20 protein-coding genes are annotated in these 19377 nt (G+C 42.8%); 8 read left to right on the top strand and 12 right to left on the bottom strand.

Going from position 1 to position 19377, the window contains the following annotated elements:
- Window positions 1–17: 17 nt before the first annotated feature.
- Window positions 18–194 (top strand): oxidoreductase-like domain-containing protein, encoded by a 177-nt coding sequence (locus AXE82_RS11860; protein WP_082741390.1) that lies wholly within the window; start codon window positions 18–20, stop codon window positions 192–194.
- 425 nt (window positions 195–619) lie between these two features.
- On the opposite strand, the gene AXE82_RS02140 is transcribed toward AXE82_RS11860, so the two are convergent.
- Together AXE82_RS02140 and ccoS are read right to left on the bottom strand one after the other, a co-directional pair.
- Window positions 620–1549: a sulfite exporter TauE/SafE family protein gene (locus tag AXE82_RS02140; protein ID WP_062330851.1), complete on the bottom strand. Its 930-nt coding sequence runs from the start codon at window positions 1547–1549 to the stop codon at window positions 620–622.
- A 90-nt stretch (window positions 1550–1639) separates the two neighbouring features.
- A complete protein-coding gene (gene ccoS / locus AXE82_RS02135; RefSeq protein WP_050325577.1) occupies window positions 1640–1870 on the bottom strand; it encodes a cbb3-type cytochrome oxidase assembly protein CcoS in 231 nt (76 codons plus the stop codon).
- Window positions 1871–2151: 281 nt separating this feature from the next.
- Between ccoS and AXE82_RS02130 the strand changes: the two genes are divergently transcribed.
- Window positions 2152–2472 (top strand): rhodanese-like domain-containing protein, encoded by a 321-nt coding sequence (locus AXE82_RS02130; protein WP_227713344.1) that lies wholly within the window; start codon window positions 2152–2154, stop codon window positions 2470–2472.
- A gap of 1 nt (window position 2473) precedes the next feature.
- On the opposite strand, the gene AXE82_RS02125 is transcribed toward AXE82_RS02130, so the two are convergent.
- The 5 genes from AXE82_RS02125 to lipA all read right to left on the bottom strand — a co-directional run bounded on the left by AXE82_RS02125 (window position 2474) and on the right by lipA (window position 7063).
- Entirely contained in the window at window positions 2474–3151 is a 678-nt protein-coding gene (locus AXE82_RS02125; protein WP_062330848.1) for a YdcF family protein, read from the bottom strand.
- On the bottom strand, window positions 3126–4235 hold the full coding sequence (gene murB / locus AXE82_RS02120; RefSeq protein WP_062330844.1) for a UDP-N-acetylmuramate dehydrogenase: 1110 nt from the start codon (window positions 4233–4235) through the stop codon (window positions 3126–3128). The genes AXE82_RS02125 and murB overlap by 26 nt, the downstream gene beginning before the upstream one ends.
- 125 nt (window positions 4236–4360) lie before the next feature.
- Window positions 4361–4795, bottom strand: a complete 435-nt coding sequence (locus AXE82_RS02115) for an RNA-binding S4 domain-containing protein (RefSeq protein ID WP_062330841.1) — start codon at window positions 4793–4795, stop codon at window positions 4361–4363.
- Window positions 4796–4991: 196 nt separating this feature from the next.
- Complete coding sequence (locus AXE82_RS02110) at window positions 4992–5879, bottom strand: alpha/beta fold hydrolase (protein ID WP_062330837.1); 888 nt, start codon at window positions 5877–5879, stop codon at window positions 4992–4994.
- Between the two features lie 110 nt (window positions 5880–5989).
- The gene (lipA, locus tag AXE82_RS02105) at window positions 5990–7063 is read right to left on the bottom strand and encodes a lipoyl synthase (protein WP_082741389.1); all 1074 of its coding nucleotides are present in this window, start codon (window positions 7061–7063) and stop codon (window positions 5990–5992) included.
- A gap of 389 nt (window positions 7064–7452) precedes the next feature.
- Between lipA and acnB the strand changes: the two genes are divergently transcribed.
- The 4 genes from acnB (at window position 7453) to AXE82_RS02085 (ending at window position 13088) form a co-directional block, all read left to right on the top strand.
- Window positions 7453–10053, top strand: a complete 2601-nt coding sequence (gene acnB / locus AXE82_RS02100; RefSeq protein WP_062330833.1) for a bifunctional aconitate hydratase 2/2-methylisocitrate dehydratase — start codon at window positions 7453–7455, stop codon at window positions 10051–10053.
- A 653-nt stretch (window positions 10054–10706) separates the two neighbouring features.
- Complete coding sequence (locus AXE82_RS02095; RefSeq protein WP_062334697.1) at window positions 10707–11672, top strand: TerC family protein; 966 nt, start codon at window positions 10707–10709, stop codon at window positions 11670–11672.
- A 79-nt stretch (window positions 11673–11751) separates the two neighbouring features.
- Window positions 11752–11994 carry a hypothetical protein gene (locus AXE82_RS02090; protein WP_062330829.1) on the top strand — a complete coding sequence of 81 codons (243 nt, stop codon included), beginning with the start codon at window positions 11752–11754 and terminating at the stop codon, window positions 11992–11994.
- Between the two features lie 29 nt (window positions 11995–12023).
- Entirely contained in the window at window positions 12024–13088 is a 1065-nt protein-coding gene (locus tag AXE82_RS02085; RefSeq protein ID WP_062330826.1) for an IS701 family transposase, read from the top strand.
- A gap of 106 nt (window positions 13089–13194) precedes the next feature.
- Here AXE82_RS02085 and AXE82_RS02080 read toward each other — a convergent pair whose 3' ends face one another.
- Both AXE82_RS02080 and AXE82_RS02075 read right to left on the bottom strand, forming a co-directional pair.
- Window positions 13195–13962, bottom strand: coding sequence for a TorF family putative porin (locus AXE82_RS02080; RefSeq protein WP_036602238.1), 768 nt, complete (start codon window positions 13960–13962; stop codon window positions 13195–13197).
- 443 nt (window positions 13963–14405) lie between these two features.
- The gene (locus AXE82_RS02075) at window positions 14406–15470 is read right to left on the bottom strand and encodes an IS701 family transposase (RefSeq protein WP_062330824.1); all 1065 of its coding nucleotides are present in this window, start codon (window positions 15468–15470) and stop codon (window positions 14406–14408) included.
- 91 nt (window positions 15471–15561) lie between these two features.
- On the opposite strand from AXE82_RS02075, the gene AXE82_RS02070 reads away from it, so the two are divergent.
- Window positions 15562–15819 carry a YqhA family protein gene (locus tag AXE82_RS02070; protein WP_062330821.1) on the top strand — a complete coding sequence of 86 codons (258 nt, stop codon included), beginning with the start codon at window positions 15562–15564 and terminating at the stop codon, window positions 15817–15819.
- Between the two features lie 128 nt (window positions 15820–15947).
- On the opposite strand, the gene AXE82_RS02065 is transcribed toward AXE82_RS02070, so the two are convergent.
- On the bottom strand, window positions 15948–17135 hold the full coding sequence (locus AXE82_RS02065; RefSeq protein ID WP_062330818.1) for an aspartate aminotransferase family protein: 1188 nt from the start codon (window positions 17133–17135) through the stop codon (window positions 15948–15950).
- A 93-nt stretch (window positions 17136–17228) separates the two neighbouring features.
- The gene (locus AXE82_RS02060; protein WP_062334695.1) at window positions 17229–17441 is read right to left on the bottom strand and encodes a DNA gyrase inhibitor YacG; all 213 of its coding nucleotides are present in this window, start codon (window positions 17439–17441) and stop codon (window positions 17229–17231) included.
- Between the two features lie 90 nt (window positions 17442–17531).
- Here AXE82_RS02060 and AXE82_RS02055 point away from each other — a divergent pair, with 90 nt between their 5' ends.
- Entirely contained in the window at window positions 17532–18170 is a 639-nt protein-coding gene (locus AXE82_RS02055) for a class I SAM-dependent methyltransferase (RefSeq protein WP_062330816.1), read from the top strand.
- On the opposite strand, the gene AXE82_RS02050 is transcribed toward AXE82_RS02055, so the two are convergent.
- Complete coding sequence (locus AXE82_RS02050; RefSeq protein WP_062330813.1) at window positions 18167–19111, bottom strand: RDD family protein; 945 nt, start codon at window positions 19109–19111, stop codon at window positions 18167–18169. The two genes, AXE82_RS02055 and AXE82_RS02050, sit on opposite strands and share 4 nt — an antisense overlap.
- Window positions 19112–19377: the final 266 nt, after the last annotated feature.

Genomic DNA, 19377 nt, shown 5'->3' with positions numbered 1-19377 from the left:
AGAAGATTTGGAAAATGATGGAAAATCAATTACCTAATGGCGAACGCCTAATTGAAGAACCTACCTATCCCGAAGATTGGGAATGTTGCAACAATGGCTGCGAAGAACTGTGCGTGTATGAAATTTACCGCGTTCAAAAACAAGCCTATGATGAACAGCAACAGCGACTCAAAAACATCCCTAAAACTACTTAGCGACACTGACAAACCTTTACGGTAGCTAGATTGTGCTTCAATAAAAGTAATTTTTTGTAAATTTATATTCCTGTTACAGGAATTTCATGCTACTGTCATCAAACTCACGTTAAATATCATAACGTTATGAAGTTGCATTGATAACGTAAAACAGTAAGTAAACAACTAAAAAATGGCAAAAGCCTTAAAATGAATAAAAAATCCATAATCATTGGATAAAGAAGGATAGGAGTAAACAATGTTAGATATGTTAAATGAAGCGTTTGAATATGAAACCGATATCATCTATCTTGACGAAGGCGATGACGCGGTAGAAATGTAAACTGCAAGTTAAGCGTAAAACGTAAAAATTCGCAACCGATAACCTCTTAATATACCGATTAAGAGGTTTGTTTTTTTGGGCAATATAAATGAATGACTAGTGACTAGTGATTATGACTGGTACTGGTGCTGGCAGGCATCGCCATCTCATGGTGCTTATCGTTCATATTGTGCATGTCGTGATTTATGTTATGGCTCATATTATGGTTCATAGGCATAGTAGTCGGCATGGTAGTCGAAGCTGTCATAGAAGCAGGATTAGAAGCAGAATGATTCATCGTCGCCATATCATGGTGCATACTCTTCTCATTCATGGTATGACTGGCATGACTGTGTGAACTTTGACTATGTGAACCTTGGCTATGATTTTGGTGCATCATCATCGGAATAAAAATCACCGCAAGCCCAGATAACATCATAATGACCCCATTGATTTGGCGAAGGCGAAAATTTTTAATACTCGACTGTAGCATCCCCACAGTTTTTTGCGTGGCAATGAGCATCGGCATCGTGCCCAGTCCAAATACAAACATCAGAGCCGCCCCTGTAGCGATGTTGTTGCCAGCAATCGCCATCATGAGCGCACCATACACCAATCCACACGGCAAAAATCCCCACAGCAGGCCAGCAAACAAGGCTTTACCAAAACTATCAATCGGAAAAACTTTTTTACGTATTGGGGCAAGCGATTGCCAAAAACGCATCCCGAACTTTTCTAACTGATTAAACAGCGGTAACCCAAGCATGGCAAGCCCAATCAACACCAATACCGAACCCAGTACAATTCTTGGCGCACTGTTACTCATAATGGACTGAAAGATTGCCACCCCAATAACACTTGCAATCAAGCCAAGCAAGGCATAACTGATGAGGCGCCCCAAATGATACGTCAAAATCAAGCCATTTTTTTTGCTGTCCGATACATGCTGCATAGACAGCCCAAAAGCTGTCACAATGCCCCCACACATCCCCAGACAGTGCGGTGAGCCAAACAACCCCATGCTAAAGGCTGCCAAAAATAATGCCCAAGTCATAAAATGCTCCAAAAAAGTCTAAAAATTTTTCAAAAAAAGTAAACAAATCAATAGAAAGAAATCAGCAGGAAAACAAATAACACCAACGCGTTATTTTTGCTCGTCAGTAGGGTCTTGTATTTTTGGGGGCTGAGAAGATGAAGGCTTGGCGGGATTTTGCCCCAATTGTTCGCGGCGAAATTGTCTGTCATCCAAAATGACCCGCTGAGATTCATTGTCCAAATCGTCAAATTGGCGTGATTTGATGGCGTAATAAATGGCAAAAATACCCAATACAAATAGCACTAAACTAATAGGAATCAAAAAATACATGCTTTGCATCGCGCATCCCCATTACTTGGCGTAAACAAACGAATTAAGTTTAAAAAACCATTATACGCTTATTTTGGCATAAATAAATGCGGCAAAATGTCGCAGTGTTGCACTAGTAATTAAATAGCAGCAATCAAATAGCCTTTGGTATGCTTACAAAAAAAACACATGGGTTGCAAATCAAAGCAACTCAGTGATTTGAGTGCGAACAATGAATGCTATAATCATAGTGGGTTAAACATTGAGGTTTAACTTGGTTTTAAAACTCAAAATTCTACAAGGAAATTATGATGTTGATGCCTAAAATCTTTAAGCTTTCAAAAAAACAGTTGCTTGCCTTAGGCGCGGCTGTTATGGTTGGTGCGTTATTGATGCCAACAGCAAACGCTGCGACGGTGCTCATTGATGTGCGTACCCCAGAGGAGTATTCTGTGAATCATCCCGCAGGTGCCATTAATATTCCACACAATGAATTGCTTGCCAAAATAACGGCGCAAGGCATTGCCAAATCAGATACCATTAAAGTATATAGCCGTGGCGGCAGTCGTGCCCAACAAGCCAAATCTGCTTTGCAATCAGCTGGCTACACCAATGTAGAGATTCAAAAATAACTTATTTATTGGTCGGTTGGCAGTCGTATTGGGGTTTGACAAGATCGCGAGCGAATGCCAGCAATTCATACAAAGCGCGTCTTGAGTGCTGCAGATTCTGATCAAAATGCTGCCAATCATTTGCCTTTGGTAAAGGGGCGACACTTGGGACAGTAGCCACGCCGTTGATAGCAAACTGCCTTCTTGAGCGGTTCATATGATACGCATCGGTTACTAAAATTACCTGTTTGACATTGACCATTTCTGCGGTAAATTTGGCATTCTGACAGGTGTTAAAGCTGTTTTTTTCTGCCACGACCCACATAATGCCTTTTTTTTGCAGCCATTTTGCCATCCATGGCGCCTCCTTACCACTGACGATGATGGGTAAGCCAGTCTGCTGATACACTTGGCTGGCTTTAATCAATCGACCTTCGGTAAATTGATTAATCACAATCTCATTTTGCTGATTATTGGTTAATCCGCCACCTAACACCACAATCGCCGTTGCAGGATTGACGCTCACTGCTGATTCTGGCAGGCGATAGCAGTCTAACATAAACAATACCATGGTAGAAAACAGCGGGGTGAAAAAACTGAGTGTGATTAAACACCCCACCAATACAACAACGGTCAAAATCCGTTTGATGGTTGAAAAAAATCGCTCAAGATAACTAATGAGCTTGGCGAATGCTACCATCAGATTCAATCCAAACCGGTTCAGCTTCCAATTTTATCCCAAATTTATCCAGTACAGTCTCTTGTATAAATTGCATACTTTTGGCAACATCACCTTGCGTCGCAACGTTTGGCGCATGGTTAGTCAACACTAGGGCTTGTTTCACATGGGTTAAAATCGGCGCAATGCCTTTACCCTTAAGCCCTGATTGGTCAATAAGCCAGCCAGCCGCAACTTTGCAGTAATCAGTCAAATTGCCTTGGGCATCTTTGACAGGATAATGCACCAGATTGGGATAGCTCTGCAGTAACTGGTCAACTTGAGATTTGGCGACGATGGGGTTTTTAAAAAAGCTGCCACAATTTGGCAAGTCATTGGTATCGGGCAGTTTACTTTGACGAATGTCGATGATGGCATTCATGGTATCCACGGGTGTGACTTCATCGCGACCGGCTTGGCTTGCATAGTGCTGTGCAACTTTTGCCACATCCCCATACTGGGTATTGGGTTTGGCGGTTTTACTGAGGGTAAAAATGACGCTAGTAATGAGCCACTGTCCTGCTTGCTGTTTAAACAAGCTGTCACGGTAGCTAAACTCGCAATCAGATTTGCTTAGATGATGCCACGTTAAACTCGGTATATGAAACGCTTTTACACTGTCTATCACATCTTCAGCTTGTACCCCATACGCACCGATGTTTTGCACGGGACTGCCACCCACCCAGCTTGGGATTAACGCCAAATTCTCCAGTCCATACCAGCCTTGATGGACCGTGTCTACCACGAGCGTATGCCAATCCTCGCCAGCCATCACCTCAAGTGTTATCGTTTGGCTATCTTCAGACAGGATAGTTTTACCTTGAAGACTGGGTGACACGACAACCGCGTCCAACACTTCGGGCAAAATGATATTACTACCATTAGATAGCACAATAAACGCTTGTTGATGGGCTGCCAGTTGCTTAAAAGTGGGCTCAATATCAGACAGATGAGTTAAACGAATGAATTGTTTGGCTTGACAGGCTAATGCCATAGTATTGTATGCGCTAATATCTACATAGCTAGCATTCGCCTGCGCAGGGTTTGGTTCAAAAAAATTGGTCATAAAATATCGTTAATAATCGGCAGAGGTGCTCATCGCTAGTGCAATGACTAGTGCAATGATAAAGTGCTTATTATAACGAAATATCACAGAGAAAATCGGGATTTTTATGACCCCATGACAGCCAATTAAAAACCTTCTTCATCACTGCCAAAATGGTTAATATCCCTAAAGCGGCTCAGCTGACGACGCTGTTTTTTATTTGGGCGATGATCGGGGCGGGCAAGATTGGCAAGTTTTTTCTGTTCGCTGAAAAATTCTCGTTGACTGATACTGGCATCGGTCTCCTGATAAAGCACACTGGCGGCAGTGGCATTGCCACGCACTTCAGACAGCGCTAGCACCTTGACCGTCTTTTGGGTGTAATGATTGGCTGACCCTTGACGAATCGTCAATTCATCGCCCACCGCTATTTCTTTACTAACCTTCACGCGATTGCCAAAATGGTGGACCCGTCCCGATTCAATCGCTTCCTTGGCTAGGGTGCGAGTTTTATAAAACCTTGCTGCCCATAGCCATTTATCTAAACGCACTTTAATTTTATCAGTTGTACTCAATGACATTTCCTATAACTTCACTGCATCAATAACTTTAGATTAAATGGTTGTTTTTTAGAATCTTTCAATACACCACATCGATATTTGTAACAAGCAACTGGCGTGTCAAAACGCGGCTAATAGTCTATTCATCATGACAGTTATAATACGCTGCTTAAACACTGAAAAGTCAGACTTATTAGTAAGACTCAGGGGGGTTAAGCTAATGGATATGGTGAGTGAGCCAAGCCAAAATATCGTCATAAACTTGTTGGTGATTAGGCTCTAGCAAGATTTCGTGACGCATCGCTTCATATTGCTGCATGCTCACCGAGGCAAAATTATTTTGTTGCAAACGTTTAACAATACGCGGAATGCCTTTTCCCATCTGCCCAACAGGGTCATCTTTTCCGCTGACAAATAGCAGCGGTAACTGCCTGGGTACTTGTTGATACCAATGCTTATTGGTGCCTGCTTGCATCAACGACATGAGCGCAAAATAGCCATTATTGGTAAACTGAAAGCCGCAAAGCTTGTCATCAAGGTAGGCTTTTACTTGCTTAGGATCTGAATTGAGCCAATTAAACCCTTGTAAATCGGGTTCTTTTCTAAAGGGTAGGTTATTAAATTGTTTTAAAATCTTATCCAATACCGGATTGGTGCGCCGCGTGGAAAAGTGATTCAGGTTTTTGGTCACAGGGACAAACAAGTTTACCAACGGATTAAAATCTGAGGTGCCCATAATTATTGCGCCCGCAAATTGCTCACCATAGCGCTGCAAAATACAGCGAACGATAAATGACCCCATACTGTGACCCAAGATAAAATGGGGGATATCAGGATATTTTTCAGCGATTAACTGTGCATGCGCCATCACATGGTCAATCATCAACTCAGCAGGATTGGGGTTACCCATATAGCCTAAGCAACCATTATCATAGGCTTGCTGTCCATGGCCTAAATGGTCAAACGTCAACACCGCAATATCATGGTTTGCCAAAAATTGCGCAAAAGGTTGGTAGCGCCCTTGGTGTTCTGCCATGCCATGTACGATTAGCAAGGTGGCAACCGGCGTCACTTTAGGCAGATAGAATGTGTAGTTGTTATTCATCGCAAATTTCCTGTGAGTATTATTTTATAATGTAGCATAAAAAAGCCGTCTAATGACGGCTTTAAATCAATGCACCAATTCACAAATCAATGCACATATCAACGCACAAATCAACAGCCTGATTTTTTCATATCCGCTTCTGATAACGGATTGGCACCACGGGTAGGGCGCGGGCAAGGCTCACCATAATATTGACGATCGGCAAAATAGCTTGAGCGCACCATCGGACCTGCCCAAATATTTGCAAAGCCCAATTTTTTACCGTGTGCCGTATAACGGTCGAATTCATCAGGATGCACAAATCTATCAACTGGGGCATGCGATTTGCTTGGCTGCAAATATTGACCGATGGTAATTAAATCAACATCATGCGCCTTTAAATCATTAAGTAAAGCATAAACCTCTTCTTCGGTCTCGCCAAGACCCACCATAAAACCACATTTGGTGACGATATCAGGGCGACGCGCTTTGTAATCTTTTAACAACTGTAATGAATGCTGATAATCCGACCCCGGGCGAAACGCTTTATACAAACGTGGCACGGTTTCGATATTGTGGTTAAACACATCAGGCGCTGTGTCACTCAAGATATCAAGTGCCACTTGTTCACGGCCGCGAAAGTCAGGGACTAAAATCTCAATCAAACAATTAGGGCTTAACTGACGAGATTCTTTAATGACATTGGCAAAATGCTGAGCGCCACCGTCACGCAAATCATCTCGGTCAACCGAGGTAATCACTGCATATTTTAACCCTAAACCGGCAATGGTCTCAGCGGTGTGAATCGGCTCAAGCTCATCGAGCGCATTGGGGCGACCATGCGCCACATCACAAAATGGGCAGCGACGGGTACAAATATCTCCCATAATCATAAAGGTCGCGGTGCCATCACCAAAACATTGGGGTAGGTTAGGGCAAGCCGCTTCTTCACACACCGTATACAGCTTTTGTTCACGCAAGGTTGATTTAATGCGCGCCACTTCACTCGGCGATGACAGCTTGACGCGAATCCAGTCAGGTTTTTTTGGGGTTTCTACCGTTGGAATGATTTTAATCGGAATACGGGCAACTTTATCATGGCCACGTAGTTTTTCACCCACTTCAGGACGTTTTGGCTTGTCGCGAGCGATGGGTCTATCGGTGTGCGGCGTTGAAGGGGCAAAAGTTTGTACAGTGTCGGTCATTGCTATGATTAATCCTTGAATTCACTTAGCATATTTTAGGGGGTTATTATAACAGAAATCTAGGCTGACGAATTTAAACTATTTTGGGATAAGCTTTGTGGTTTAAAGTACACAGCCAAAGTTATTTTGTATCATAGTAAAAAAGCGACAATCGGCCCAAACGCATTTATTAAAAATTATTGGGCTATTTTTTTAAAAAATAATGGCTATGTTAACAAAAACGTATTTTCTCATTAACATTTCATCCCATTTCAAGTATATTAGAAGGGTTAAATTTTTTAGCAAAAGCCATGCTGGCTAGTAGCCATTTCAAAATTCAACTGTGTTGTGAAGAGGGCTCTCAGACGCATGGTTAACACAATAATCTTACATGACTATGAGGACGATTCATGCTAGAGAACTATCGTAAACACGTCGAAAATCGTGCGGCACAGGGTATTGTGCCACAGCCACTTAACGAACAGCAAACGGCTGAGTTGGTTGAACTATTAAAAAATCCACCAGCGGGTGAAGAAGAAACACTTGTAGACTTATTAGAAAACCGTATTCCACCTGGGGTTGACCAAGCAGCGTATGTTAAAGCAGCATTTCTAGCAGCCATCGTTAGAGGCGAAACCACTTCTCCGCTGATTTCAAAACTAAAAGCGATTGAGTTACTGGGTTATATGCAAGGTGGTTACAACGTTGAACCATTAATTCAAGCATTAGACGACAAAGAATTGGCGAAAGCTGCGGGCGATGCGCTGAAAAAAACCTTACTGGTATTTGATGCCTTCAATGATGTCACTGAAAAAGCGGAAGCGGGCAATGAAGTGGCCAAAGAGGTGTTACAATCTTGGGCAAACGCTGAATGGTTCACCAGCCGTCCAGAAGTGCCAAAAAAAGCCACTTACAAAGCCTTCAAAGTCACCGGTGAAACCAACACCGATGATTTGTCACCTGCCCAAGATGCATGGTCACGTCCAGACATCCCCCTACACGCATTAGCGATGCTAAAAAATGCGCGTGAAGGCATTGTGCCAGACCAAGACGGCGTGATTGGTCCGATGAAACAAATCGAAGAGATGAAAAAAGACGGTATTCCACTGGCATATGTGGGTGACGTGGTCGGTACCGGTTCAAGCCGTAAATCAGCGACCAACTCCGTATTGTGGTTAATGGGTGACGACATCAAAGGCGTGCCAAACAAACGTGCCGGCGGCCTGGTATTGGGCGGTAAAATCGCACCGATTTTCTTCAACACCCTGGAAGATGCGGGCTCATTACCTATCGAAGTGGATGTTAGCAAACTTAACATGGGTGATGTATTTGATATCTACCCCTATGACGGCAAAATCACCAAACATGATTCTGACGAAGTGCTTGCGACTTTTGAATTAAAATCACCAACGCTGCTCGATGAAGTGCGTGCCGGTGGTCGTATTCCATTGATCATAGGTCGTGGCTTGACCAACAAAGCCCGTGAATACCTAGGTTTGGGCGCGTCTGACATTTTTGCAAAACCAGAACAACCTGTCGATACTGGTAAAGGCTATACTTTAGCGCAAAAAATGGTTGGTAAAGCTTGTGGCGTAGAAGGTGTTCGTCCGGGTGCCTACTGTGAGCCAAAAATGACCACCGTGGGTTCGCAAGATACCACAGGTCCTATGACCCGTGACGAATTAAAAGACTTGGCTTGTCTAGGCTTCTCTGCAGATTTGGTCATGCAATCATTCTGTCATACCGCAGCCTATCCAAAACCAATCGACATAGAAACTCAGCACACACTGCCTGACTTTATCATGAACCGTGGCGGTGTATCATTACGTCCAGGTGATGGTATTATTCACTCATGGTTAAACCGTATGCTATTGCCTGATACCGTGGGTACAGGTGGCGACTCACATACCCGCTTTCCAATGGGTATTTCGTTCCCAGCAGGTTCAGGTCTCGTGGCGTTTGCTGCAGCAACCGGCGTAATGCCATTAGATATGCCAGAATCAGTTCGTGTGCGTTTTGTCGGTGAAATGCAGCCTGGTATCACCTTGCGTGACTTGGTACATGCGATTCCTTACCAAGCCATTAAAGAAGGTTTATTGACCGTTGAAAAAGCCGGTAAGAAAAACGTATTTAACGGTCGTATCCTAGAAATCGAAGGTTTAGAAAACTTAACCGTTGAACAAGCATTCGAATTATCAGATGCCTCTGCCGAACGTTCAGCCGCAGGTTGTACTATCACCCTGTCTGAAGAATCAGTAAAAGAATATCTAACATCAAACATCACCCTACTCAAATGGATGATTTCTGAAGGTTATGGCGATGCCCGTACCATTGCACGCCGTATCAAAGGTATGGAGGCATGGCTTGCCAACCCAACATTATTACGCGCTGATGCAGACGCAGAATATGCCGCTGACATCACTATCGATATGAGCGCCATCAAAGAACCGATTCTTTGCTGTCCAAACGACCCAGATGACGCCAAGACCTTGTCAGACGTTGCCGGCGACAAGATTGATGAAGTATTCATCGGTTCATGTATGACCAACATCGGTCACTTCCGTGCAGCGGGCGCGTTGCTCAAAGAAGTACCTGCGGGTAGCTTAACCACACGTCTATGGATTGCACCACCCACTAAAATGGATGCACGCCAATTGATGGATGAAGGTCTATACAATGTCTATGCACAAGCGGGCGCACGTACTGAAATGCCGGGTTGTTCACTGTGTATGGGTAACCAAGCGCGTATTGCACCAAAATCAACGGCTGTATCAACTTCGACACGTAACTTCCCGAACCGTTTAGGTCAAGGTGCCAACGTGTACTTGGCTTCTGCTGAGTTGGCGTCGGTGGCTGCGGTACTTGGTAAGCTACCTACCAATGAAGAATACCAACAATATGCTGGTAAGCTCAACAGCATGTCAGCCGATATCTACAAATATTTAAACTTCGACCGTATGAGCGAGTATACTGAAGAAGCAAATAAAATTAACGTAGCACAGCTTACCTAATCATCGTTAGGTTAAGGTAGGCTCGTCTAATTTTAATTAAGTAGGATAGCTTTTAATTAAGTAGGATAGCAATAAAGTAAGACCCTGCAACATAGCAGGGTTTTGCTGTTGTTAGCATTTACATAAAATTTTTTGAACGTTTAGCTAAAAAATATATTGGCAAAATTTGGCTTTAAGTGGCTTACAATAATGACATCTGTGGCGAGGCTTCAGCTTGCAGCAAATTTGAATAAGTCACCCCAACCAAACGTACAGGTAAAAGTTTTGGGGTATGCTCGTATAGCCATTGAATCCAAACAATAAATTCAAAATTTACTGATTGATAAATTCAATTGATAAGTGGTCACTAATCTGCTACATTATCGCTATCAAGGGGAGTAACTTCTCACTTCAGCAGTTTGTGATTTATCGTCATTACGTAAGTAGCCGCTTACCGGTAAATCAGCTATTTTTTAGCCATATATTGAGCTAATTATCAAATAGTAAGCCAGACCTTGACTTAACACAACCACATATTTGGTCGGTGTGAGTCAAGGTTTTTTTTGTGCTTAGCATTTTTCCAAAATCCTTTGACTTATTGCCAGCCATAGTTTGTAAATGCATACTAAGGAGCGATAATGTTACTTGCAGCAGTAAATCAAATGACAGAACCCATGAGCATTGGCAGTCCCATACTGTATACCGTGTTCTTTGCTATCGTAGCGATACTGTTATTGGTTGATTTTTTTACCTTTAAAACCCCAAAAAATGGTGAAGCGGTTTCGATGAAACAAGCGGGTATTTGGAGTGCCATTTGGGTGGGCGTGTCTGTGCTGTTTGCAGGCGGTCTATGGTGGTATCTATTACAAAATTTTGGCAGTGCTATCGCCACTCAAAAAGTAGGGGAGTTTTTTACAGGATATTTACTGGAAAAATCGCTCGCCATTGATAACGTTTTTGTATGGTTGATGATTTTTGCGGCGTTTGCGGTGTCGCCTGCGATGCAACGGAAGATTTTACTGTACGGGGTGATTGGTGCGATTGTCATGCGCACGGTGATGATTTTTGCAGGGGCTTGGCTTGTCGCTGAGTTTAGCTGGATTTTATATATTTTTGGCGCATTTTTGCTGTACACGGGTATAAAAATGTGGCAAAACCACGATGAGCAAGAAGACCCGAAGCAGTCAGGCTTATATAAGTTTTTACAAAAACATCTGAAAATCAGCGATGACATCCATGATGCATCAGGTCAAGAGCGGTTTGTGTTGGTGAAAAATGGCGTTAAGTATTTTACCCCGTTAGCGGTGGTGCTTATCTTGGTTGAATTGTCGGATGTGATTTTTGCGGTGGATTCGATCCCTGCAATTTTTGCGGTCACTACCGACCCATTTATTGTTTTGACGGCAAACTTGCTGGCTATTTTGGGTCTACGGGCGATGTTCTTCTTGTTATCGGGTTTGGCGGATAAATTCCATTTATTGCCTTATGCGCTTAGTGTCATCTTGGTGTTTATTGGCGCAAAAATGCTACTGCTTGATGTTTTCCATGTGCCGATGGCTATCTCGTTAGGCTTTATTGTCGCCGTACTAACAGTGACAGCGATTTTGTCGGTAAAGTTTCCGAATTTGGGTAAAGCATAGCCGCTGGGGCAATTACAAAATCGCCATCCTAAAATTTGAGTGTGATAAAATAAGCCTTTTTGATGAAGGCTTATTTTTTATGATTGAAAAACTGTTTAAAAATAGCCGTTATTTGGTATTTCTAACCATTATGGTAAGTTTAGTATCTTCGGTCACGCTTTATATGGCGTCCTTAAATATTATCTTTCATATACTCTCTGAATTTTTTACCAATCCCACCGTCAAACCATTAGATGGGCAAATTTTGGCAGTCAATCTATTAAAAACATTGGATATTTTACTCACTGAAGTTACGCAGCCCTTTAAAAAAGCGCTATCATAACAAAAAAAGCAGTCAGAGAGAGTAAACAAATGAACAAAGACATGATAGAACTCTACAGCGACTACCTCATCGCAAGTTTTGGGCAAACCACCGCCACAGGGCTTGCCAATCTACTACAAGGGAGCATCTACCATGACAGCATCACCCGCTTTCTAAACAGTGAAACACTCACCGCCAAAGAACAATGGCAACTGATTAAACCCATGCTAAGACAGCATGAAAATGCCACACCCAATGCCATCGGCTATCTCATCTTTGATGACACCATACAGCCCAAACCTCACACAAGCGTCGACGACATCAACTGCTGGCACTACGACCACACCCAAAACAAAAATGTTAAAGGCATTAACCTGCTTAACTGTCTGTATCATCGCAAAGATATCGACATACCCTTAAGCTTTGACATCATCACCAAACCCAATGTCTTTACCGATGACAAAGGCAAGGTTAAACGTAAAAGTGATAAAACCAAAAATCAGCGACTGCTTGATATGTTTGATAGGGCAATCAAAAACCAAGTCAAATTCGACTATGTATTAGCTGATTCTTGGTTTTCAGCCAAAGCGACATTCAAACATATTCGTAAAGCTAACAAGCATTTCATCTTTGCGTTAAAGTCAAATCGCTTGGTGGCTTTAACCGCGGATGATAGAGAAAAAGGTAACTTTGTACGTATTGATGAATCTAATCTACCCGATAATACCCCTGTTCGCGGCTTTTTAAATGACTATCATGATGAAGTCTTGTTATTACGCCGAGTCTTTACAAACAAGGACGGTTCTACAGGGGTGTTATATCTGGTATGCTCAGATTTGCAATGCGACAAGGATAAATTTATCAACGGCTATCAAAAACGATGGCAGGTTGAAGTGTATCATAAGTCGTTAAAGCAAAATGCCAATTTGGGTAAGTCGCCTGCTCATAGCCAAAGGGCTCGGTTTAATCATATGTTTTTAGCCACGTATGCGGTGTTTAAGCTTGAGTGTTTGAAAATCAAAACCAAGTTAAATCACTTTGCTTTGCGTTTAAAGTTACTCGTCTCCGCTAATCAGTCGGCTTTTGCCCAGCTTAAGGCTATTAGCGGTGCGTAACTTCGGGTAATAATAAAAAAACAGCCAGCATATGTGCTGACTGTTTTCTTCGCTAGAGGAGCTGGCAAACCTTTATAAATAAAGGTTCAACACATCCCTAACCACATTAGAACGCCTTGGTTAAGGTAAACACCGCACCCGTTTCTGTACCGCGTTTGTATGGTTGGGCATTGGCATCAATATTGGTGCCAATCGCAGCCAATTCAGCAGTCAAGCCAGAAACAGACTTCACGTTATAGGTGAGGCCCACTTTCCAGTCAACATAGGTGTCATCTTCACTGCCACTGTCGCTAAAGTCGTAGTTATCCACCTTGGTATAGCCAACGCTTGCCACACCACCAAAGCCAGCGGCAAACGGCACATTATAGGTTGCATTTACATACCAGCCATTCTCGTCCAGACCAGCAAAGTCATTGGTATAGTTGACTGCACCCAGCAAGCTGTCACCAGAGGTTAATACATCCTTGAATCCAAGTTTTGCGTAAAGCTCAAGCCAGTTGATATCTGATGCGCTTGGATAACCGTAATACCATAGGCCAACATCCAAAGTGGGTTTGCCTGCAAATGGCAGTTCAGTTGCATAACCAACATATGGGTCTAGCTCAAGATGTGGATCAGCACCACCAAAATTTACATTGGAACCCCAGACACCCGCATAAAGGCCTGATTCATGCGTTAATGCAAAGCCAACTTGCACCGCAGGGTCATTTTGAGTTTGGGTCACACCACGATAACGGTAATCTGAAGTTAAGGCAGCGGTTCCTGCAAAGCTTACACCTGCCTGAGACAGCGCATTCGATTCTTCAGCCATTGCCAAAGTTGAAGCCATCGCCATAACACTTAACGCCACTGCTTTATATGCAAGTTTCATCATTTGATCTCCCCATGATGGATATTTGACTGATTTATGTTTTAAATTGCATCAAAATGTATCTTGCAAAGGTTATGCCAACTCAATAAAATCCAATAAAATCATATATTTTTATTATTAAAGAACTAAAAAGCATTTTCACTTTCCCTATTTATAAGCTTGATGCAGGATTTCGGCTGAAATTTGAACCATTTAAAGGCATATAAATAAAACCATACTATTTTTCGCACAAAAACAATGCTTTTTTAACCCATGAAAACCGTTGGAATGATTGAAACTTATATTGCAGGCCCTCTCCAGATAAAATGTTCAATAAAAATGCAAAAATGCGCCAGATGCAATCGACCCAGATAGGGTTAAGCACCAATACCATTCATCGGGCTGGTATTTTTTACTAGCCAAATGAGCTATTTTCAACCAAGTAGTAAATAAATAATTAACCGAAGTTACGCACCGCTAATAGCCTTAAGCTGGGCAAAAGCCGACTGATTAGCAGAAATTAGTAACTTCGTACGCAAAGCGAAATGATTTAACTTGGTTTTGATTTTCAAACACTCAAGCTTAAACACCGCATACGTGGCTAAAAACATATGATTAAACCGAGCCCTTTGGCTATGAGCAGGCAACTTACCCAAATTGGCATTTTGCTTTAACGACTTATGATACACTTCAACCTGCCATCGTTTTTGATAGCCGTTGATAAATTTATCCTTGTCGCATTGCAAATCTGAGCATACTAGATATAACAGCCCTGTAGAACCGTCCTTGTTTGTAAAGACTCGGCGTAATAACAAGACTTCATCATGATAGTCATTTAAAAAGCCGTGAACAGGGGTATTATCGGGTAGATTAGATTCATCAATACGTACAAAGTTACCTTTTTCTCTATCATCAGGGGTTAAAGCCACCAAGCGATTTGACTTTAACGCAAAGATGAAATGTTTTTTGGCTTTACGGATGTGCTTGAATGTTGCTTTGGCTGAAAACCAAGAATCAGCTAATACATAGTCGAATTTGACTTGGTTTTTGATTGCCCTATCAAACATATCAAGCAGTCGCTGATTTTTGGTTTTATCACTTTTACGTTTAACCTTGCCTTTGTCATCGGTAAAGACATTGGGTTTGGTGATGATGTCAAAGCTTAAGGGTATGTCGATATCTTTGCGATGATACAGACAGTTAAGCAGGTTAATGCCTTTAACATTTTTGTTTTGGGTGTGGTCGTAGTGCCAGCAGTTGATGTCGTCGACGCTTGTGTGAGGTTTGGGCTGTATGGTGTCATCAAAGATGAGATAGCCGATGGCATTGGGTGTGGCATTTTCATGCTGTCTTAGCATGGGTTTAATCAGTTGCCATTGTTCTTTGGCGGTGAGTGTTTCACTGTTTAGAAAGCGGGTGATGCTGTCATGGTAGATGCTCCCTTGTAGTAGATTGGCAAGTCCTGTGGCGGTGGTTTGCCCAAAACTTGCAATGAGGTAGTCGCTGTAGAGTTCTATCATGTCTTTGTTCATTTGTTTACTCTCTCTGACTGCTTTTTTTGTTATGATAGCGCTTTTTTAAAGGGCTGCGTAACTTCAGTTACTCATTGCATTGAGTTTTCAAATGATTGCCATCGCCAATTATCGTTTATTTATTTCCAATAAACCTGCCCAAGAGTCGCGTTTTCTCACCGTGTTAGGCATCAAAGATTTTCATGACTTAAAGATTAACTTGATGCAAGTGTCGATGATTATTTTAGTGATTTTGTTTTTGGAGCAAGCGGTTGAAGGTGGCGCAAATATCAATACTTTTTTATATGGTGCATCTATTGCCATGGTTGTCATTGCGATGGTATGGGCGATTAAAAGCTTGCGACATTAATCGGCAAATCTATGATTGGTTGCCAACTTCTTTGCCGATAGTGGGCTTGCCAATTAAGATGTCATCATACGGTCTTTGGCTGAGCAAGCTTATTTTTCTAAAATCAAAAGACTCACTGATGGGTGAGTCTAATACAGGGCTGATTGGATAAGGTGAATGAGGCGCTCACCGATTTGGGCGGTTTCATCAGCACTCATGTTGAGCGGTGGCAATAACCGAATGGCATTACCGCCTGCCACATTGATGATTAGATGATGATTGTCACGCGCTTTATCGACCAAGCTATCAAATGCAATGCCGCGATCCTGTGGCATCACCACCCCTAGCATCATGCCTTTTCCCCGTACAGTAACCCCTTGGCTACCTAGCTCGCTAGTGATTTGCTCAATCAACGCTGCGCTATTGCTAAGGGTATTTGACATCATATTTTCATCATCAATGACATCAATCACTTCGCTAACCACACGGCAAGCAAGCGGCGTACCACCATACGTTGAGCCGTGTGAGCCATAGCTAAAAATATCATTGGCTTTTGCGCTGGTCATGCAAGCACCCACAGGAAAACCATTCCCCAACCCTTTTGCTGTGGTCAAAATATCAGGTTTGATGGATGAATATTGATAAGCAAAGTATCGCCCTGTCCGACCATTGCCCGTTTGCACTTCATCTAAAATCATTAGTAAGTCATGGTCATCGCAAACTTTGCGAACTTGGGTTAAAAAATCAAAGCCATTGGCAGCGGTATTGACGCCACTTTCACCTTGGATAGGCTCAAGCATCACAGCGCAAACATTGTCGTTATCGGCAATCGCTTGGCTAATCGCTTCAATATCCCCAAAAGGCACACGAATAAAATCATCATCTAAGGTAAAAAATCCAGCTCTAGCCATTGGATTTGCGGTGGCGGATACGGTCAGTAGGGTGCGTCCATGAAACGATTTTTCCATCACAATCACTTTGGCTTGGGTTTGCCCACGATTTGATGCAAACAGTCGCGCCATTTTTAATGCCGCTTCGTTGGCCTCGGCACCGCTATTGGCAAAAAATACTTTATCCATGCCTGCCACTTGGCATAACTTTTCACCCGCGCGCTCTTGCCAATCAATACCAAAAAGATTGCTGGTATGCACAAGCGTTGCTGCTTGATCGGCAATCGCGGCAGTGACACGCGGATGACAGTGCCCCAGTCCACAGACAGCAATCCCTGTTAACGCATCCAAATACGGCGTTGCGTCAGCGGTATAAAGGTAACTACCTTGACCTTTAACAAAGCTAATGGGCTGGCGTTTATAGGTGGGGAGTAAATAAGAGCTCATGGGGATTCCTTTAATCATAGTTAGCGAATCATAGTCAGCGAGTCATAGTTAGCAAATCATCGCTAGCGCAATCACTAACCAATCAAATCTACGTTATTTAAAAGCGTCTAATTCGTCACTAAACGGGGTGTCTTCTGCACCGACTTTATAGTCCTCATTCGCCCATGCCCCTAAGTCAATGAGCTTACAGCGTGCACTGCAAAATGGCTTGGTGGGATTATTTGCCCAAACGGCAGGTTTGCCGCAGCGCGGACAGGGATAAGTTTTGACAGGTGCATTTGATGGGGTGGGCTCGGTTTTAGACATAAACAAAAGGTATTCTGAAAAATGGTGTATCGGATTATTTGCCATAGTATACTATAAATCCTTTTTTTTGGGCGAATCAAGCGACTGTTCATGCTAAGTCATCAATTTACCAGACCGTTTCAACCCGATCGTATCCGTCATCCCAGAGATTTTCAGCCACTTGCCGCAACATTTTGGCAGCAGCCCGCCATTTTTGTTGAAATCGGTGCAGGGAAAGGCAAGCATGCCTTGAGTTTTGCCAGCGATAATGCCAATGCCCATCTCATCGCGATTGAACGTACCGCAGAAAAATATCAAGCCATGCAAAAAATGGCGAATCAAGCGAAGTTGTCTAATTTAACCACTATTCATGCCGATGCCATTGCTTGGGTCACCCATGCTGTGCCCGCGCAAAGCTTGTCAGGGGTGTTTATTCTTTATCCCAATCCAGAGCCGCATAACCCCAACCAACGCTGGCTTAACATGCCGTTTTTTGAGTGGTTGCTGTCTCGGTTAAAACCAAATGGCGAGCTGATGCTTGCCAGTAATATTGAAAGTTATATTGATGAAGCTGAGCATAAAGCACAGACGGTTTGGCAAGTACCGGTGGAGAAAACCCAAGTACCCAATCATAGTGAACGCACGCATTTTGAGGTGAAATACCTAGCGCGTGGCGAGGCGTGTTGGCAATTGACCATAAAAAAACCGCATGGTTATACCACACGGTTTGATGATTTTAATTCACTTTAGTCAGGTTTTAACGCAAGGGGCGTGGTTTGGGTGTCATCGGCACGTACCACATAAGTTTTGGCGATTTTATCATGTAGGCTTAATCGCTCTTTGCTGGTGAGCATCATGACCAAATCAATAACTAACACAACCAAACCAAAGATGGATAAAGAATAAGCCAATGTGGTAAATAACCCACGCATAATGATTAAGTTAAAAAATCCAGGAATGGCATTGGATTGGCGATCCAAAATACGTATGCCCATTATCATCTTACCGATGGTCTGACCACGGCGCATCAATAATAGGACTTGCGCAATGATTAAGCCCCATACCAAAATATTGGTCAACAACAATATATGCTCAGGTAATGCTGACATGAGTTCCATCTGCTGGGCAGACGTCAAGCGGGTTTGTCCTGCTTCTGCCCATTTGAGTAATTTATCAAAATTTGGGCTGTTATACAGGGCGATGAATAGCGGCGACGACGCCAATACCATAAGCAGGGTATCTACTAATTTTGCGGCGATACGACTACCGATGCTGGCAAGGTCTAACTGTTTTTTGGCATGGGCAATGTCTTGCTTGGAGCCAAGTTTTTTGGTCAATGTGACCTTGGTAGGGTTAGGGGATTTGTGCGGGTTATTCGCTGAATACCGATCCCACACATTCTCAGCGTCTTCTGAAGGCGATATAGGATTAGGCGTGTTGTTAATAATATAATCTGCTTCATCAGAAGCGGGCTGCTCACGTTGGTGGGTATCGACTGGCAGGCTTTCATCTATCGTTGGACGGTAAAAAAATTGCCCATCCGTCATTGCATTGACTGTGTTCCAGTTATCCATCCCTTGATGCCACATCAAATCAGTGAGTAACACTTGCCCTGTCGCAAGCATTTGATTGAGTTGTTCAAGGGTATATGGGCCGGCTTGCACACCATTGCGAGCTAGAAAAATATGCATGTAATAACTCTACTTCTACTGGGTGGTAAAATTTGAATGACTGTATCTTATTATATGATGTTTTGCAACATCGTGCTAAAAATCGCTTATTATACAAAAGTTATACAAACATCCCATTCAAAAAATCGCGATATCCTTATGGATTGAAGCCAACAGTGTCTAAATCATTAGCTATGCTTGGCTGGTAATGATTGGCTGGTAATGATTGGCTGGTAATTATCTGTCATGGGCTTAACCAAAAGTGTGCTAATATTTTTGGTTAAGCC

The sequence above is a fragment of the Moraxella osloensis genome (assembly GCF_001553955.1).
Classification (GTDB): domain Bacteria; phylum Pseudomonadota; class Gammaproteobacteria; order Pseudomonadales; family Moraxellaceae; genus Faucicola; species Faucicola osloensis.
This window is presented reverse-complemented; position numbering and strand designations above follow the sequence as displayed.

Coding starts and splice junctions, on each gene's coding strand:
- AXE82_RS11860 (WP_082741390.1), top strand. CDS start 18: ATGGAAAATCAATTACCTAATGGCGAACGCCTAATTGAAGAACCTACC.
- AXE82_RS02140 (WP_062330851.1), bottom strand. CDS start 1,549: ATGACTTGGGCATTATTTTTGGCAGCCTTTAGCATGGGGTTGTTTGGC.
- ccoS (WP_050325577.1), bottom strand. CDS start 1,870: ATGCAAAGCATGTATTTTTTGATTCCTATTAGTTTAGTGCTATTTGTA.
- AXE82_RS02130 (WP_227713344.1), top strand. CDS start 2,152: ATGTTGATGCCTAAAATCTTTAAGCTTTCAAAAAAACAGTTGCTTGCC.
- AXE82_RS02125 (WP_062330848.1), bottom strand. CDS start 3,151: ATGGTAGCATTCGCCAAGCTCATTAGTTATCTTGAGCGATTTTTTTCA.
- murB (WP_062330844.1), bottom strand. CDS start 4,235: ATGACCAATTTTTTTGAACCAAACCCTGCGCAGGCGAATGCTAGCTAT.
- AXE82_RS02115 (WP_062330841.1), bottom strand. CDS start 4,795: ATGTCATTGAGTACAACTGATAAAATTAAAGTGCGTTTAGATAAATGG.
- AXE82_RS02110 (WP_062330837.1), bottom strand. CDS start 5,879: ATGAATAACAACTACACATTCTATCTGCCTAAAGTGACGCCGGTTGCC.
- lipA (WP_082741389.1), bottom strand. CDS start 7,063: ATGACCGACACTGTACAAACTTTTGCCCCTTCAACGCCGCACACCGAT.
- acnB (WP_062330833.1), top strand. CDS start 7,453: ATGCTAGAGAACTATCGTAAACACGTCGAAAATCGTGCGGCACAGGGT.
- AXE82_RS02095 (WP_062334697.1), top strand. CDS start 10,707: ATGAGCATTGGCAGTCCCATACTGTATACCGTGTTCTTTGCTATCGTA.
- AXE82_RS02090 (WP_062330829.1), top strand. CDS start 11,752: ATGATTGAAAAACTGTTTAAAAATAGCCGTTATTTGGTATTTCTAACC.
- AXE82_RS02085 (WP_062330826.1), top strand. CDS start 12,024: ATGAACAAAGACATGATAGAACTCTACAGCGACTACCTCATCGCAAGT.
- AXE82_RS02080 (WP_036602238.1), bottom strand. CDS start 13,962: ATGATGAAACTTGCATATAAAGCAGTGGCGTTAAGTGTTATGGCGATG.
- AXE82_RS02075 (WP_062330824.1), bottom strand. CDS start 15,470: ATGAACAAAGACATGATAGAACTCTACAGCGACTACCTCATTGCAAGT.
- AXE82_RS02070 (WP_062330821.1), top strand. CDS start 15,562: ATGATTGCCATCGCCAATTATCGTTTATTTATTTCCAATAAACCTGCC.
- AXE82_RS02065 (WP_062330818.1), bottom strand. CDS start 17,135: ATGAGCTCTTATTTACTCCCCACCTATAAACGCCAGCCCATTAGCTTT.
- AXE82_RS02060 (WP_062334695.1), bottom strand. CDS start 17,441: ATGTCTAAAACCGAGCCCACCCCATCAAATGCACCTGTCAAAACTTAT.
- AXE82_RS02055 (WP_062330816.1), top strand. CDS start 17,532: ATGCTAAGTCATCAATTTACCAGACCGTTTCAACCCGATCGTATCCGT.
- AXE82_RS02050 (WP_062330813.1), bottom strand. CDS start 19,111: ATGCATATTTTTCTAGCTCGCAATGGTGTGCAAGCCGGCCCATATACC.